Annotated in this window: 10 protein-coding genes; 3 read left to right on the top strand and 7 right to left on the bottom strand. The window is 55.2% G+C overall.

Annotation, left to right across the window (positions count from 1 at the left end; translation table 11 throughout):
• The 3 genes from uspE to ogt form a co-directional block, all read right to left on the bottom strand.
• The coding region (gene uspE, locus Q7O77_RS06965) for a universal stress protein UspE (protein WP_304164861.1) at positions 1–446 on the bottom strand (446 nt) is incomplete at its 3' end.
• Between the two features lie 126 nt (positions 447–572).
• On the bottom strand, positions 573–1,325 hold the full coding sequence (gene fnr, locus Q7O77_RS06960) for a fumarate/nitrate reduction transcriptional regulator Fnr (RefSeq protein ID WP_085652022.1): 753 nt from the start codon (positions 1,323–1,325) through the stop codon (positions 573–575).
• A 197-nt stretch (positions 1,326–1,522) separates the two neighbouring features.
• Entirely contained in the window at positions 1,523–2,035 is a 513-nt protein-coding gene (gene ogt / locus Q7O77_RS06955) for a methylated-DNA--[protein]-cysteine S-methyltransferase (protein ID WP_304164853.1), read from the bottom strand.
• Positions 2,036–2,273: 238 nt separating this feature from the next.
• On the opposite strand from ogt, the gene Q7O77_RS06950 reads away from it, so the two are divergent.
• Positions 2,274–2,861, top strand: coding sequence for a hypothetical protein (locus Q7O77_RS06950; protein ID WP_304164850.1), 588 nt, complete (start codon positions 2,274–2,276; stop codon positions 2,859–2,861).
• 49 nt (positions 2,862–2,910) lie between these two features.
• On the opposite strand, the gene Q7O77_RS06945 is transcribed toward Q7O77_RS06950, so the two are convergent.
• From Q7O77_RS06945 to Q7O77_RS06930, 4 genes are all read right to left on the bottom strand, one after another.
• The gene (locus Q7O77_RS06945) at positions 2,911–4,461 is read right to left on the bottom strand and encodes a ferritin-like domain-containing protein (protein WP_304164847.1); all 1,551 of its coding nucleotides are present in this window, start codon (positions 4,459–4,461) and stop codon (positions 2,911–2,913) included.
• 346 nt (positions 4,462–4,807) lie between these two features.
• Positions 4,808–7,306, bottom strand: coding sequence for a putative virulence factor (locus Q7O77_RS06940; RefSeq protein WP_304164844.1), 2,499 nt, complete (start codon positions 7,304–7,306; stop codon positions 4,808–4,810).
• Complete coding sequence (locus tag Q7O77_RS06935; protein ID WP_304164841.1) at positions 7,303–10,290, bottom strand: virulence factor SrfB; 2,988 nt, start codon at positions 10,288–10,290, stop codon at positions 7,303–7,305. Before Q7O77_RS06935 ends, Q7O77_RS06940 begins: the two co-directional genes overlap by 4 nt.
• A 2-nt stretch (positions 10,291–10,292) precedes the next feature.
• Positions 10,293–11,648, bottom strand: a complete 1,356-nt coding sequence (locus tag Q7O77_RS06930) for an SrfA family protein (protein ID WP_304164839.1) — start codon at positions 11,646–11,648, stop codon at positions 10,293–10,295.
• 603 nt (positions 11,649–12,251) lie between these two features.
• Here Q7O77_RS06930 and oxlT point away from each other — a divergent pair.
• Positions 12,252–13,511 carry an oxalate/formate MFS antiporter gene (gene oxlT / locus Q7O77_RS06925; RefSeq protein ID WP_304164837.1) on the top strand — a complete coding sequence of 420 codons (1,260 nt, stop codon included), beginning with the start codon at positions 12,252–12,254 and terminating at the stop codon, positions 13,509–13,511.
• A gap of 161 nt (positions 13,512–13,672) precedes the next feature.
• Positions 13,673–13,978, top strand: coding sequence for a hypothetical protein (locus Q7O77_RS06920; protein ID WP_304164834.1), 306 nt, complete (start codon positions 13,673–13,675; stop codon positions 13,976–13,978).
• Positions 13,979–14,078 lie beyond the last annotated feature (100 nt).

Below are 14,078 nucleotides of genomic sequence, written 5' to 3'. Positions count from 1 at the left end.
GGCTGATCTTTCACCATCCAGACCGGGCAGGGACATTTGCGCAACAGCTGCCAGTCGGTCGGCGTAAAGATGACCGCTTCCAACCGATCGTGCTGGTGTGCCATTTTCAACAGCAGGTCGTGCTTGCCTGCGATGACTTCTTCGATGATGGCTTCGAACGGCTTGCTATGCCAAACCACTTTGATCTCGATGGGGATGCCCATATCTCGATAATACTGGCTTTGCTGAGCAATCCATTCTGTTCGCTGAGCGATAACGCCTTGCCGCATTTCAATCCGTTCATCGGGAGACAGCAGCGTCGTCATTTCGTAGGAAAAATCGTAGATCGGCAGAAACGCCTTGATACGGCCGCCAAGCCGTTGCACCAAGTACACGGCGCGACGCAGTGCCGGTTGGTCATCCTGATTAGGGTCAATAGCGACCAGTAGATTCTGATACTTCGCCATAGGTCCTCCTTTAGGCTGACGATTCGCAGCCAGTATAAATAAGAGTACCCCAAGAAAATTATTTTGAACAACTGATGATGGGAGCCGAATCAATAATTGAGAACAACCCTTGATTCGGCAGGATAATTAGATTTTCTGGCGGGCGGTTCCGGCTAGTTCGGCCAACGCTTCGATTTTTTCAATCGTGATGTATTTGCCTTTCACCGCCAACGTCCCGCTTTTCTGAAAACGGCCCAGCAAACGGCTGATGGTTTCGACCGTCAGGCCAAGGTAGTTACCGATGTCGCCACGGGTCATGGTCAGACGGAATTCGCGGGGAGAGAAGCCTCGTTGCGCAAAACGGCGTGACAGGTTGTAGATAAAGGCTGCCAGACGCTCTTCCGCGTTCTTTTTGGACAGCAGCAGGATCATGTCCTGGTCGCTACGGATTTCACCGCTCATCAACCGCATCATCTGTTGACGCAAATTAGGCATTTTTCCAGACAGGTCGTCCAGCGTCTCGAAGGGGATTTCGCAAACCATCGACGTTTCTAACGCCTGCGCAAAGCTCGGGTGCAGGGCGTTGCCAATGGCATCGAAACCGACCAGATCGCCGGCCAGGTGAAACCCGGTAATCTGCTCGTCGCCCTGTTCGGTAATGGTGTAGCTTTTAATCGTTCCAGAGCGAATGGCATAGAGGGATTTCAGCTCATCACCGGCCTTGAATAACGCTTGTCCTTTCTGGATCGGTTTTTTCCTTTCAATGATGTTGTCGAGCTGGTCCAGCTCGTGCTCATTTAAGGTAAAGGGGATGCAGAGTTGGCTGATGCTGCAATCCTGACAATGGATTGCGCAACCACCAGACTGGATGCGTCGGATTATGCGCTTTTCAGGAATCATAGGTTTTGCTCTGGCGATAATTGACATTGGTCAATTTTAACAGCTTTTAAGGTCACTGATAAGACCACAGACACCCAAGAAGAGTGAATATCACGCTCTGAGAGTTCAGAAATGTGAATGGCTGGTAACCTCGTGTTAACCATTGGAGGCGAAGGTATAAGCCAATGTGAAAATGTTACCCGATGAATTACACCTGGCTATGATAAGTAACCTTCATGTATTAGCAGCCATTGCTTACGTTGAATGCCACCGGCATAACCGGTTAGCGCACCACCTGCGCCGATGACTCGATGGCAGGGAACAACAATGCAAATCGGGTTTGCGCCGTTTGCCATACCGACGGCGCGCGATGCCGTCGGGCGTCCGAGACGCGCGGCAAGCTGACCGTAACTCATTACCGATCCGCATGGAATATCTCGCAATGCCTTCCACACTTGCTGCTGAAAATCGGTGCCTACTGCCGCAACCGGCAGTGAATCAATCGCGGTCAACTCTCCCGCGAAATAGCGCTGCAGGGTGTCGCTCAGTCCGCCGGGATTAGCCGAGGAGGCCAGCCGCACGGGCGAGTCGCGATAGCGTCGCTCCAGCGTGCGATGCAGTTTTCCTTCAAATTCGCTCCATTCAAGTGCGCGCAGGTGGTGATTTTCATCGGCAACCACCATCAACTCACCAATCGGCGTCGCAATTTTATCCAGCAGAAATGTTTGCATCACGGTTCTCTCAGAAAGATGAATGGCCGAATGAGCATACTATCGGCTTCACTTTTTGACTATGGTTAGATCATCGACAACCGCGGGGAGCAGTATCAGGCGGATTTTTTGATGATTACGCTAAATTGCTGCTTTTTAGTACAAACAGGGCCGCGACAGAAAAGAATCTGGAAACGCAGCCGATAAGAACCCATTAAGTCAAAATATTCACTCTTAATAAAGAAATAGGGATGGAGTTATGCCGATGAAATTTCGGGCCAGTTATATCCTCGCCACATTGTTGCTGACGACGCCGGTGATTGGTCAGACGCAGGACACTAACGCAGACAACATAGAGGGTTATACGTCACAGGCATTGGCCTCTGCGCTACCGAACACGATCAGCGGTTTGACGCGACGCAGCCTGAACGCGGACACCACCAACCATATTATTGATGCCGAGTACATTGAGGCGGCGACAAACCGTAAAGCGCTGGTCTCGCTGTATACGCTGCCGGTCAATATGAGCGGCGAAATTCCTCACGCCGATCGGGAGAGCGATGTCGACGCCGTCATCGCCAGTGCAGAAAAAGAGATGCTGCGCCAGCGCATCCAGCCGGAGAAACGGACGCTGACCAGCAGCAACGGTTCAACCATTCGCTGTCTGCAAACGATGCTGAACAAACAGGTACTTCATTCCCTGTGCGCCACTTACGTCCAAGGGCGGATTATGGAAGTGCAACCCGTGACGTTCACGGATACCGCCGTTCTGCCCGCCGCCGTCGCGGCTCAGGATAAACTGGTCCTCGACATCAGCGATAAAATGCATGCGCTGCCCGCCAAATAATCCCTGCCGGACGAGGGCCTATCCACAGACCCTCGTCCTTTTTCTCCGCCTAGCCGTTCGGTTCGCCCACGGCATGAGACGCAGCTAACGCCGCCTGAATCCGCATCGGGTTGAAGTACTGACGCATTAGCACCACTTTATGATCGTCATTAAACTCGTAGCGAATCGCCCAGTCATAACTGTAGGGTACGCGCGTCGTCTTGGTGATACCTTGCTCGCCGCCATAAGCCATCGCTTCGTTGCCGTTGAAAAACACGTTCTCGGTGCCAATGCTGCTGAACTCCACCGTTTGTTCCATCAGCGACCAGTAGCGACTAAAGCCGTCATGGCCATAAAACACGCCCGCATAGGGAACGTCGATGGGGCCGGAGATATCCCAGATGATGTGTTCACTCATACACGCCACCGCCTTCTGTACATCGCCGGAAGCATAGGCCTGCATCAGCGTGCTCAGCGTTTTCTGATTGCTATTGAAGCTCACGTCCGGCACGACGCTGGGTGACGCTGTCACTTTAGGCGGAGTGTATTCAAACGTCGGGGCGCAAAAATAGCCGCTATCGCCGGGATACGGCATACGGACGATATGTAAGAAGTCATCCCGCAGCGCATGCATTGAAGCCAGCGTCGGCATCAGCTTTTGAGGTTTCCCACACAGTCCCTGCTGAAGTTGTTCAAGCAGTTCGCAGTAGCGACGATTAAACCGCACGATCGCCGCCTGCGCGTCGCCCGCGGGGTAGTCGCTGACCTTGAGTCCGCTATGGGTTTTGACGGCATGGTCCCAGCCGGTGGTCAGCTGGACGCCCGTTGGCCCGCTGGCAATGGTATCGTCAGACACGTAACGGCGTCCGCAGTAGATTTCATTAAACCGATAGTAGTGCGCGATTTCGCCATCATCGCTGAGCCAGAGTTGATTCGGCGATCCTTCTCCCTGATGGTAGATGACTCTCACCGCCTCAATGGCGCTGTTCAAGTCATAGACCGGGATCACGTTGCTGCCTGCGCCATAGGTGAAATGTTCAGGAGCGATTTGGCGGTTAGCGTCGCCGCAAAAGACAGCTGCTTCGCCGAATGCCTTCACGGCCGCCCGCAGGCGAGATTCGATATAGACGTAAAATTCGCCGATGGTCATGTCGCTACAGACGTGATTCGCCACGACCTCGGGGCGGATATATTTCGGATGCTCTATCTGCATCGCCTGATGAATGGCGTGGGGAGAGAACGCATGCAGCTGAATTTCGAGATCGTCAATGCCAAACGGCAGCGGTGCAGGATAGTCCGGCAAGAAATCAGGCGCATTCACCTCCGGCGTACCGCCCACGGCGTTAAGCAGGTTGCCGACCAGAACGAAATGCAGCATTTCTTCGACGACGACGCTGCGAATCACATCCGATATCCAACGGTCTCTATCATCGTTTAGCGTGTAAAGCATGGTGAGGTAAGGAGGGATCACCGCATGCTCCAGCACCATCGCTTTTTTCAGCAGCGTGCGGATATCATCCAGTTCCTGGCTCAGCGTTTGTCGACCGTCCAGCTCGACGAATCCGTTGACCTTGAAGTGGTTCTCCCTGTGAAGCTGACAAGCGTTATCGTGTAAATTCATGGTGACAATTCCATTTTTAGCTGTGCGAGTCGTGAAAAAAAGTTTCACGTAAAGAAAGGCTTTTCGAATTTCGTTCACTCAATCAGGCCACAATCCGTTCTGATTTTGTATGGTTTTTGTCAGGTTTCTCTAAAGGCGTTGATCTGGATCGCCTTTTGTCCGCCACATATTTCAGCCATAGGCTCATGCGTTATAACGCAGGTGCGTGATGGAACAGAAAGTATCAAACTCAGGACGATAAATAGGGAGCAGAAGGGCGAGAATGTCGTCGCAGACGCGACAAAACTGAAGGAGCTGGGGAGAAACAAGCACCGCATCTGATCCCTCAGATGCGGTGTCGAGAGGTTTACGCGTCGGACTTGATCAGCGCCAGGACATGTCCCAAACGCTCGCGCTGCTTCGGTTTGATATCCCGTCCTGCGGCATAGCCCGCATTGCGGATAATGGTTTCATTCAGACCGATCAGCCAGTCGTAGATGTAATAGGCCGTGCTGTTGGTCGGCGTCACGGACAGGCGCGTCAACCGCTGCGTCGCGCCAAAACTGCCAGCCTGTTTTTCGGGACGGGCAAAGATTTTCTGTCCTTTATTGACCCGGCTTTCCGGACGTTCCGCTTCTTTAACACGCTGGAAGCCCAGCCACGCGACAAAGTCGCCCAGCACGGTTAACGCTCGGGAGACCTGACGGTCGGTTTTATTTTCCCGATTCAGATCCAACTGCTCAGCATTCACCAACACGGTGAGCAGCTCTTCTTCGATTTTCAGGCGAATACCCGCGGTAATCAGCTCTTCCACCAACATTTCGATTGTCGGACGGGCCACGCCGAGCAGTTCGATAATGGCGTCATTTTCCGGCAGGTTACGCAGATGCGTGATCCAGTAGCGATAGACGCTGCGAGCGAACTCGGCTTCGTACCCCTGACTGTCGGCAATATCTGCTTCCGGGGCTTTAGGTTCCTCGGCGTCTTTGGGATCTTCACTGATCGGCTCATCGCTGAACAGATCGATTTCTAACCCAACGCCGAAAGGCTCATAGCTCGCAGGCGGCGCAACGGCGTCCGAATCGTCCGGATACGCGTTATAACTGCGCGGGGACGACTCCTGTTGTTGCAGATAGAGCCTGCGCAGCTCATCACGCGAGGGCAACAGGCGTTCCAACATTTCGCCGTGAACACCGGTTCGGGTCTGCAATGCTTTCAGCATCGACTCGGCAATCTGCTGTTTTTTCGCTGGCGCATCCGCGCCCGTCGGCTGATACCAGCTTCCCAACAGATTCTCGGTCAGCTCACGCTGCAGTTCGCTCAACTGTTCATTAACGCGGTTGAGTTTCACCTCGCGGCGAACCTCCGCATCCAGCCACGCGGCCATACGATTCACGCCGCGTTTGTCCAGCGCCAGCATCGTTCCCCAGGCATCGCCGGGGTTGCCGACATAGCGCTGAACCGCTTCGTCGTTGTTATGTCCATGGGTGAAGCGTCGGTCGAATTTGGTGACCGCCCATATTAATCCGGGTTTACGACGGCTACGGACCTGCGGGTTTTCACCTTGGGTATGGCGGACCCAGTAGTCCAGCGCTTTACCCACGGTTTTCACATCTTGCTTACCGGCGGCGGCCGTACAGACCAACAGGACGTTCATCTCCTGACTGTCGGTGTAGCGCTCCAGCAGGTAGGCCCGTTTCGCATAGAGCAAAGTCTGCGCCAGCGGGTGAGGGGCGCTGCGTAACGGACGGCTGAAGTCTTCCTCATCGTCCGCCTCCGGCTCGTCGTTCACCAGACTGAAACCGGGGAAATCCAGCAAATCGACTTGTTCGAACAGCGTTTCACGCGGCGCGTTCAGCAGCGGAATTTGCAGCTCCGCGGTCAGCATCATCAGCTCCGCCAGAGACAGTTCGACGGTTTTCGCCGCGCGGCCGCCCACGATAGGACGGACCTGTACGCTCATATCCGCCGGGCTATTCAGGCGGTCGAACAAGCTGGCGTTCAGGATGCCGCCGTCGGCATGCATGCTTTCATCAACCAGCACGCTCAGCGGCGCGAGCACTTTGCGTGCGCTGGAGAGATGCTGCAGCGTATAAGCAAAATAACGATAGGCGGCCGTGATGTCGGCCTGTTCGGCCCACAGCAGGGAGAAGAGGCTGGCGCGATCGTCCGCGCTCAGGAATGGCGCTAGTTCAACCGCCGTTGGCCAGAACTGACCGGCCAGAATTGTTTGCCGCTTACCGTCGTGACGCACCAGATAATCCCATAACGCGACCACGTCATCGCTGTCCATGCCGGGAACCGGCGTGGTCTGACGATGCATCGCCAGCATTTTTAGATGCTCGGCGATGTGCTGCTCATCCAGCTCTTCATTCGCGGGCGTACGGCGGTGATACAAAAACGCGTTCGCCATAATCCGCGCGATATCCGCTTCATTCAGCAGTTGCAGCTGGACCGGATTCGGCGTGTTTTTACCTTCGGCCTGACGGGTGAAGCGCGTTACAAACGCCGAGGACTGGCCCGTCGGGTTGAGGTGCTTCTGATAGTCCAGCGTCAATCCGCCGACGCTGGTTTCCAGCCGACCGTTTTCACCGGCGGCCAGAGAGGAAATCAGGTATGACTTACCCGCCTGCGACAGGCCGAAGAAGCCCATCGCGATCTCTTTGGTCGCGGACTCCATCAGGTCATGCGCCTGATTGCGGCTGCTGCGCAGTTTGATGCTCAGGCGATCCGCTTCCATATCCAGACGCGGGACATTGCGCCGCGTATCGTCCAGCCAGGCTATCGCTTCATCGACTCCCTGAGAGACGGACTGCAGCTGGCGGTTAAGTCGGCTCGATAGTTGTTTGGGCGTTAATGGTTTCATTTCTTAAAGACGCTCCCGCTATCGATCCAGTAATGAGTCATGCCCGAGCCGGTGCTGGCCAGGGTATTCAGACGGAGTTTCAAATGCTGCGGCGGCACTGGTTGCCCATCGCCCAGAATGGCCTCGGCGATCTCGAAACACTCCGGCGTGTCGTGGCCTTCGCCTTTGACGACTTCCAGACGCACATGCAGCACGCTGTCGCCCGCGACTTTTCGTGCCAGCTCCGGGTCCACAATCGAGAGGGAATAAAGCGGAGAGGCGGGCCAGCGGTCGTTGTCCAACTGACGGAAGCCGAGACACAGCGATCCGCGCACGTCGAAACCGGGCTGCTCGCGCAGGGTAAAGTCGGCGACATCCAAATCGATATCGTTGTAGTAAACATTATCCATGGTCAACGCCTGGCTGCTGTCCAGCATTCCCAGGTAACGCACGGTGGAATAAGGCTGGAAATCGCCCGCCTTGAAGTAGAAGCCCGGCAGACGCAGATCGAGCGCCAACAGGCACAACATAGCGCCTACCGCCGCGGTCGATTTCGGGTTATCAATCCGGCCACGCTTGTTGAACGGATACCAGTCGCTGGTGTGGTAACCATCTAGCGACAGCATGCGGTTGATCGGCAGCGGTTGAAGATGACGGAACAGGGCCTGAATCCCCGGGAAACGGGAAGGGCGTCCCGTTAACAGGAGCACATCGCAGGCGTACAGCGAGACGACTTCAGACATCAGACGCAGATGCTGGGTGATGCTCATGCGGTTAGACAGGAATTCGGCGTGCAGCTTGCTTAAGCGCAGGACCAGCGGCACTTGCAGAATATCGAAGCCCACTTCTTCTTCCGGCAGCTCACGCTGTACGCCGCTGTTGACGTAATCCAGGACTTTCTGTGTCGGCAGCTGGCTCAGCAGCTCGCCGAACGTTGCATCGATCTCGGCATTCAGATCCAGCGGATCGAAGTTTTCGTACGCTTCCAGCACCGCCTGACCAATAGGGATAAACAGCTGCAAGGTGACCTGCTGACGCAGCGTCAACTGACCGTCCATCCGGCCTTCGCTGCCGAACAGGCGCGTCATCACCCCTTCAGGGCTGGTCATGCCGGCTTTTTTCAGTGCGGCCTGTACGGCTGGCAGGACGTACATCTGGATGACATCGAGCAAGATATCATCGCCCGCCACCTTGAATCCTTCGCGGAACAGCAGACGCGGAATAATTTTCACATTGCTGCCGACGCCGTCGTCCAGCCAGTACTGCGTAATGGCGAGGTCGGTGGTGCCTCCGCCGATATCGATAGAGGCGATACGCAGCGTTTTGCCGGGCTGTTCATCGTCCGCGAGCTCTTTATCCGGGCGCGCCATGCTGGCGAAAAACGCTTCTGCGCGTCCACCGAAGTTCACCTGCGCTTCGTTATACAGGTACACCATCTGACCGCAGGTCGCTTCGTCCCACTCCATCTGGACTTCCGGGACGGGAACGCGGCTCAGCGCTTTATCCTGCGGCGTGTGGAAGTCCTCATCTGCCGGGTGCCAGCCCATCGCTTTCCATACCAGCCCGATGGCTTCATACATGCGGCGGCGGAAGATTTCCCGCTCCGGCTTCGGCATCGCCGAGGGCAGGGTCAGAATGATGTTGCGTAGCTGACGCGGCGCGTTGGCGTGGATCATCTTCTGACGCTGGGCGGCGCTGTTCATCTGCATCAGCGCCTGCGCCAGCAGTTCAGACAGCATGAAGGTCATGACTGCGCTGCGGCTATAGTGAGGCGCAAACACCGGCAGACGTTCATCCAGCGGTAGATTAAACAGCGGCTGACCTTCGTCATTGACCAGCATGGTCAGCGGCATCGCCGTCGCCAATGGTTCTTGCTGGGCGGCGCCCGCAGGCTGACCAAAGCGCCAGCCGGGCATGTAAGGTTCTTCATCCCACAGATAACGACGCGGGCTGGAAATACCGCTGGAGCCTTCCGTTCCCTGACGCTGTAGCGCCATACGGCTGGCTTCGCGTCCAACACGCGTGATGGATGGCCAGACAAAAGCATCTTCCCGGCCGCTTTCGTAGGAGAAGTTCTGTTTGCCGAATTTGGCCTGTGCGAACTCCACGCGGCTGTCGAACAGCTCGTTGTACAGATAATGGGGTTCGCTCAGATCGCGGATCTGCATTTCGTAGGTCTGTTTCAGACCATTACTTTCGTCTGCATGATCTTCAACCAGAATTCCGGCGGTGTGAGAGTTGCCCACATCCAGGATCAGGTCAACGTTGACGGCCGGTTCCTGCAACGTACTGGCGGTGATTTGCACCTCTGGAATTTCCAGCAGGTTGCCGAGCACGTCCAGCAGGTTGAGGAAATGCGCCTGATATTCGAAGTCGCGCAGCCCCTGACGAATTTCGTGCGGCTTGCGACGTTCACGCTTCGCGGCCTGCTGGGAGAATGTCTCGCGCAGCCAACCGTCGACCCAGGTCAGATCCAGAAACTCGTACAGTTCGTCGCTGTGGTAGGCCAGCGTATAGTTCCGGCCAGTGTTGATGTCGTTCTCGCTCGGCGCTAACGACTCATACTCATGGCTTTCCGGATATACCTTCGTGTCGAAGGCCAGACAGATGCGGTGCGTGTTGCCGTCGTCATCCGGCTGGTCCAGTTCGAGGACCTGAACGCGTGCCCAGTTGTTCGGGCCGCCGAGGAACGTCCGCGGCGGGTTGAAGCGGAAAAACGGCAGAGGCAGCCAGGCCTGACTGAGCAGGTTCAGTGACTGCTTCAGCGTAAAGTTCGACTCGGGGTTCACCGCTTCTGGCAAAACGTTGGTTTCGCCCGGGAGCACGAACTTGCCGTTGTTCTCGTTGTAAATCAACCGCAGGAGAGGGCCATTGGCGCTCTTGCGGATAAACCGGTTGGCAATGTCTGCCTCAGAATTAAGTTTTATCGCGAAATCGAGAAACTGGATACCGCTATTCTGAATCAGCGTAATGCGTTGTTTATAATCAGTAATGGTTGCCAGCATTATTATTTACTCTCACGCTTAATCGTCATCGGTAATATCGTATCGGCGTCAAAGCGGCCTTTACAGTCCGCCGCTTCGGCGGTGTCCACCCGGTTACAGACGACTTCTGGCATGCTGTAACGCGAACCGTCGCTGCAACGCGCCCGGTAGCGGCTGTTAATCACCAGATTACCCGACTGATGAAGCCCGGCTTCGACGTCAGCACGGCAGGTGACTTTATCGCCATAGGTGAATCTCACACGGCCTTTACCGTTTTGGATCTGGTACTTCAATACCGGCGGCTTGCCCGTCAGCGGATTCTTCACGATGGCGGTCGCCTGCCAGTTACCGTTCAGGAACCGGACGGAGCCAACGCGGATGGATTCCGACGGCATCACCAGTACGCCTTTAGGCGCTGGCGTCACATGCGCCGCATCGCTGGCTGGCGCGGTTTCCGGCGTTTTCTCTTCACTCGCTACCGCAGGGGGCGCGACGGGCGGCATCAAGGTGGCATCACCCAATGGCAGTCCAGAGAAGCTCAGAAGCGGGGATTCTACCGGCGCAGGGGTAGCGTCCAGCACGCGTTTTTCGGGTTTAACGACGACCATGGAAGGCGTTTTCTCAGAAGGCGGCAACGAAACACAGCTGCGGATCTGCATGCCCAGCGTGACCAGTAAACCGGCGCACGGGATCAGCCACCACGCCCGCATCCAGACAGAGTGTGACGTGGGTTTCGGCGCGTCCGGCACCACAAACACAGGCGCCGGTTCAGGCGTTTCAACCGGGGCAGTTTCTGGCTCAGGGGCCGGCTCAGGCTCCTGAATCTCAGGTTCAGGCGTTTCAACCGGTTCCGGCTCTGGCTCTGGCGCAACCTCAATCACAGGCGGTTCAGGCGGCGCCACGGGGCGCAGGCACTCCAGCGCATCGACGCGGGATTTTTTACCGAGATTGACGAAGCCCCAGAAGGTAATGACCGGCTTATCATCCACAAGATAAACGTGGTTGGGGCCGGGGAACTGGATGGCTTTCGCCAAGAGGACGCCAAACAGTTTCAGCGCGGGTTTTTCGGAGATTTGCGCCTTCTCGCTAATCCCGGCGATGGTTTGCTGGTACTGTTCCAGCAGTTCAAGCGCGTGCTCGCGCTGTTCATCACTCGCGGCCATCCAGGACGTCATTTTGCCTGCGACGGGCGCATACCAGTCGATGCGATCGCCTTTTTCATTGGACTGGGGTATTGCCAAACAGTCAGCGATCGGCTGCTGCTTACGAAGACGCAGTGTTTCCCTGAGTTGCAGCGCCGAAGCGTAAACGGGCTGTCCGTTCTCTCCTAACGCCAGAAAGTCGTCCAGATTGCCACTGCGTAAAAATAGTTTTGCCACGCCAAAGAGACCTTGTGTAGTAGATGTTTCACGGCAGAAAAAGCTCGGTGTATGTCTGCGCCAGCGTAAATTCTACCTTTTTGCAAGCAATTCAAACGCCAAAAGAAACGGCAAAAGGAGTAAATGCTTGCCTTATCAGCGTTAATTTTGCCCATACCAAGGGTAGCCCGTAACGCAACGTAATGAAATGGAGAAGAGCGATCCCCCCCTCACGTTGGCAGGTCACTTTACGTCAAAAAAAGACCACCGACGGCGACGCAAAGGCCGCGAATGAACGAAAAGAGTGCGCGGCCGCCTCGGATTCGCACCACGGGACGTCTTTCACAGCGGCAAGCCAACGCAAGAAAACGGATGACGTGACCACCGCATCAAAACAGCCCTCAGCCTCGAAAGGCAACTCATTCCTTATTGAGTCAACACGTTACCGGTTGACTGACTGGCTTTTCCTACCGGCATGGCCAACAGGTGGCATAGATAGTGCTTATCACCCTCTGGGGTCAGCATGAGTCATCATCATCACAAAGAGACCGGCTTCCCATCGCAGTTTTTTTCGACGCATCCTGACGATGCGCGATGACATTGATACGCAAGGGGAAATGAATAATGACAACGCTCAGCATGCCGATTCAGGTATCGGCTCGCACCAAGTGGATTCAAATGGTATTGGGGTTAATTTGTATGGCTTCGATATCCAGTCCGCAGTACGTCTGGACCTTAATGACTAAACCCTTCACAGAGAAAATCGGCGTCAGCCTGCCTGAATTGCAGGTCACGTTTTCGCTGCTGATTATTCTACAAACCTTCTTCTCGCCGTTTCAGGGCAAGCTGATTGACCGTTTCGGGCCACGGCTGCTGATCTCGCTGGGGACCGTGTTATCCGGCCTCAGCTGGGTGCTCGCCGCACAGGTTCAGAGTCTGGCGATGCTTTATCTGGTCTATGGCTGTATTGGCGGCCTGGGGACCGGGATTGTGTATGTCGGCGTCGTGGGGCTGATGGTGCGCTGGTTTCCGCGTCATCGCGGATTCGCCGCGGGTATGGTGGCCGCGGGCTATGGTATGGGGGCGATTCTCACCACGTTTCCAATATCTATCAGTTTGGGTCAGCAGGGACTGGAGTGGACGTTACTGGTCTATGGCAGCGTGTTCGCGCTGGTGGGCCTGCTAGCCAGTCAGGGGTTAAGAGTGCCGGTCGAAGAGGATACCGCGTCACAGCCTGCCAGCCGGTTGGAACAAAGTCGCCGGCAGTTTGCTTCCAAAGAGATGTTGCGTCAGCCGTTGTTCTGGCTGATGTTTCTGATGATGGCGATGATGTCGACTTCCGGTTTGATGGTCACCTCGCAGATGGCGATCTTCGCCCATGATTTCGGCATCACCAGCGCGGTGGTCTTCGGTATGGCGGCGCTACCGCTGGCGCTGACTATCGATCGGTTCACCAATGGATTGACCCGACCGCTGTTCGGCTTTATTTCCGACCGCTTCGGACGTGAAAACACGATGTTCATCGCCTTTGCGCTGGAAGGGTGCGCGATGACGCTTTGGCTGATGTCGCGGGATAACGCCTTGCTGTTCGTGCTGCTTTCCGGCGTCGTGTTCTTTGGCTGGGGAGAAATCTTCTCGCTATTTCCTTCGACGCTGACCGATACCTTCGGCACGCAAAACGCGACCGCTAACTACGGCTGGCTGTATATGTCGCAGGGTGTAGGCTCAATTCTGGGCGGACCGCTGGCGGCGTTGCTGTATCAACACACTCAGGGATGGCACATCGTCTTCGGCTGCGCAATTACGCTGGATTTTGTCACGGCGGCGCTAGCGATATGGGTACTAAAACCTTGGCGTTCCCGGTTTATCCGCAGTCATAGCTAATGAGGCCTGCGGGGCCTACAGCTGCCTGCCCGTATGCTCTCTCAAAATAGTGGCTTTTCCGCGGTGCTATCCCCCAACGCTTAACGTGTTGATATTCTGTTTATAGGAACTCGATCGCAGTATAGTTAGAGTTAACTTTATTTTACTTTTGATTGGGTATCATGAAAAAGACCGTTGTTATGACGTTAATCCTAATAAGCTTGACGGGTTGTGTTCAGTATCAGTGGGTTAAGCCCGGCACCGACAAGCAACAGGAGGTTATTGCTGAAACGCAATGTAAAGCGCAGGCGCTCAGGGATTTGCCACCTGACAATCAAATCTCGGGCAAGTACACATCTAAAGATGAAAAACATAAAACTATTAGTACAAGCTACTCAACGAGTGATGAAAATGAGAGTAAGCGAGACATCCTGGTGAAAGACTGCATGTATCGCCAAGGCTGGACACAGATTGAGATCCAGCATTGAGAAATAGTTGAAATTTCCTGCTGAAGATAGCCCCACAGATATATGTGGGGCTTTATTAAAAATATTTATCTTTTAATCATTACCCGAATAACCCCCTCAG

The sequence above is a fragment of the Lonsdalea britannica genome (assembly GCF_946477055.1).
In the GTDB taxonomy this organism is placed as follows: domain Bacteria; phylum Pseudomonadota; class Gammaproteobacteria; order Enterobacterales; family Enterobacteriaceae; genus Lonsdalea; species Lonsdalea britannica_A.
The sequence above is the reverse complement of the archived record's forward strand: the minus strand, read 5'-3'. Positions and strand labels throughout refer to the sequence as shown.

Excerpts from the sequence above, each read along its gene's own strand:
- Q7O77_RS06935 (WP_304164841.1), bottom strand. The coding sequence starts at position 10,290 with ATGCTGGCAACCATTACTGATTATAAACAACGCATTACGCTGATTCAG.
- Q7O77_RS06945 (WP_304164847.1), bottom strand. The coding sequence starts at position 4,461 with ATGAATTTACACGATAACGCTTGTCAGCTTCACAGGGAGAACCACTTC.
- Q7O77_RS06950 (WP_304164850.1), top strand. The coding sequence starts at position 2,274 with ATGCCGATGAAATTTCGGGCCAGTTATATCCTCGCCACATTGTTGCTG.
- Q7O77_RS06920 (WP_304164834.1), top strand. The coding sequence starts at position 13,673 with ATGAAAAAGACCGTTGTTATGACGTTAATCCTAATAAGCTTGACGGGT.
- oxlT (WP_304164837.1), top strand. The coding sequence starts at position 12,252 with ATGACAACGCTCAGCATGCCGATTCAGGTATCGGCTCGCACCAAGTGG.
- ogt (WP_304164853.1), bottom strand. The coding sequence starts at position 2,035 with ATGCAAACATTTCTGCTGGATAAAATTGCGACGCCGATTGGTGAGTTG.
- Q7O77_RS06940 (WP_304164844.1), bottom strand. The coding sequence starts at position 7,306 with ATGAAACCATTAACGCCCAAACAACTATCGAGCCGACTTAACCGCCAG.
- fnr (WP_085652022.1), bottom strand. The coding sequence starts at position 1,325 with ATGATTCCTGAAAAGCGCATAATCCGACGCATCCAGTCTGGTGGTTGC.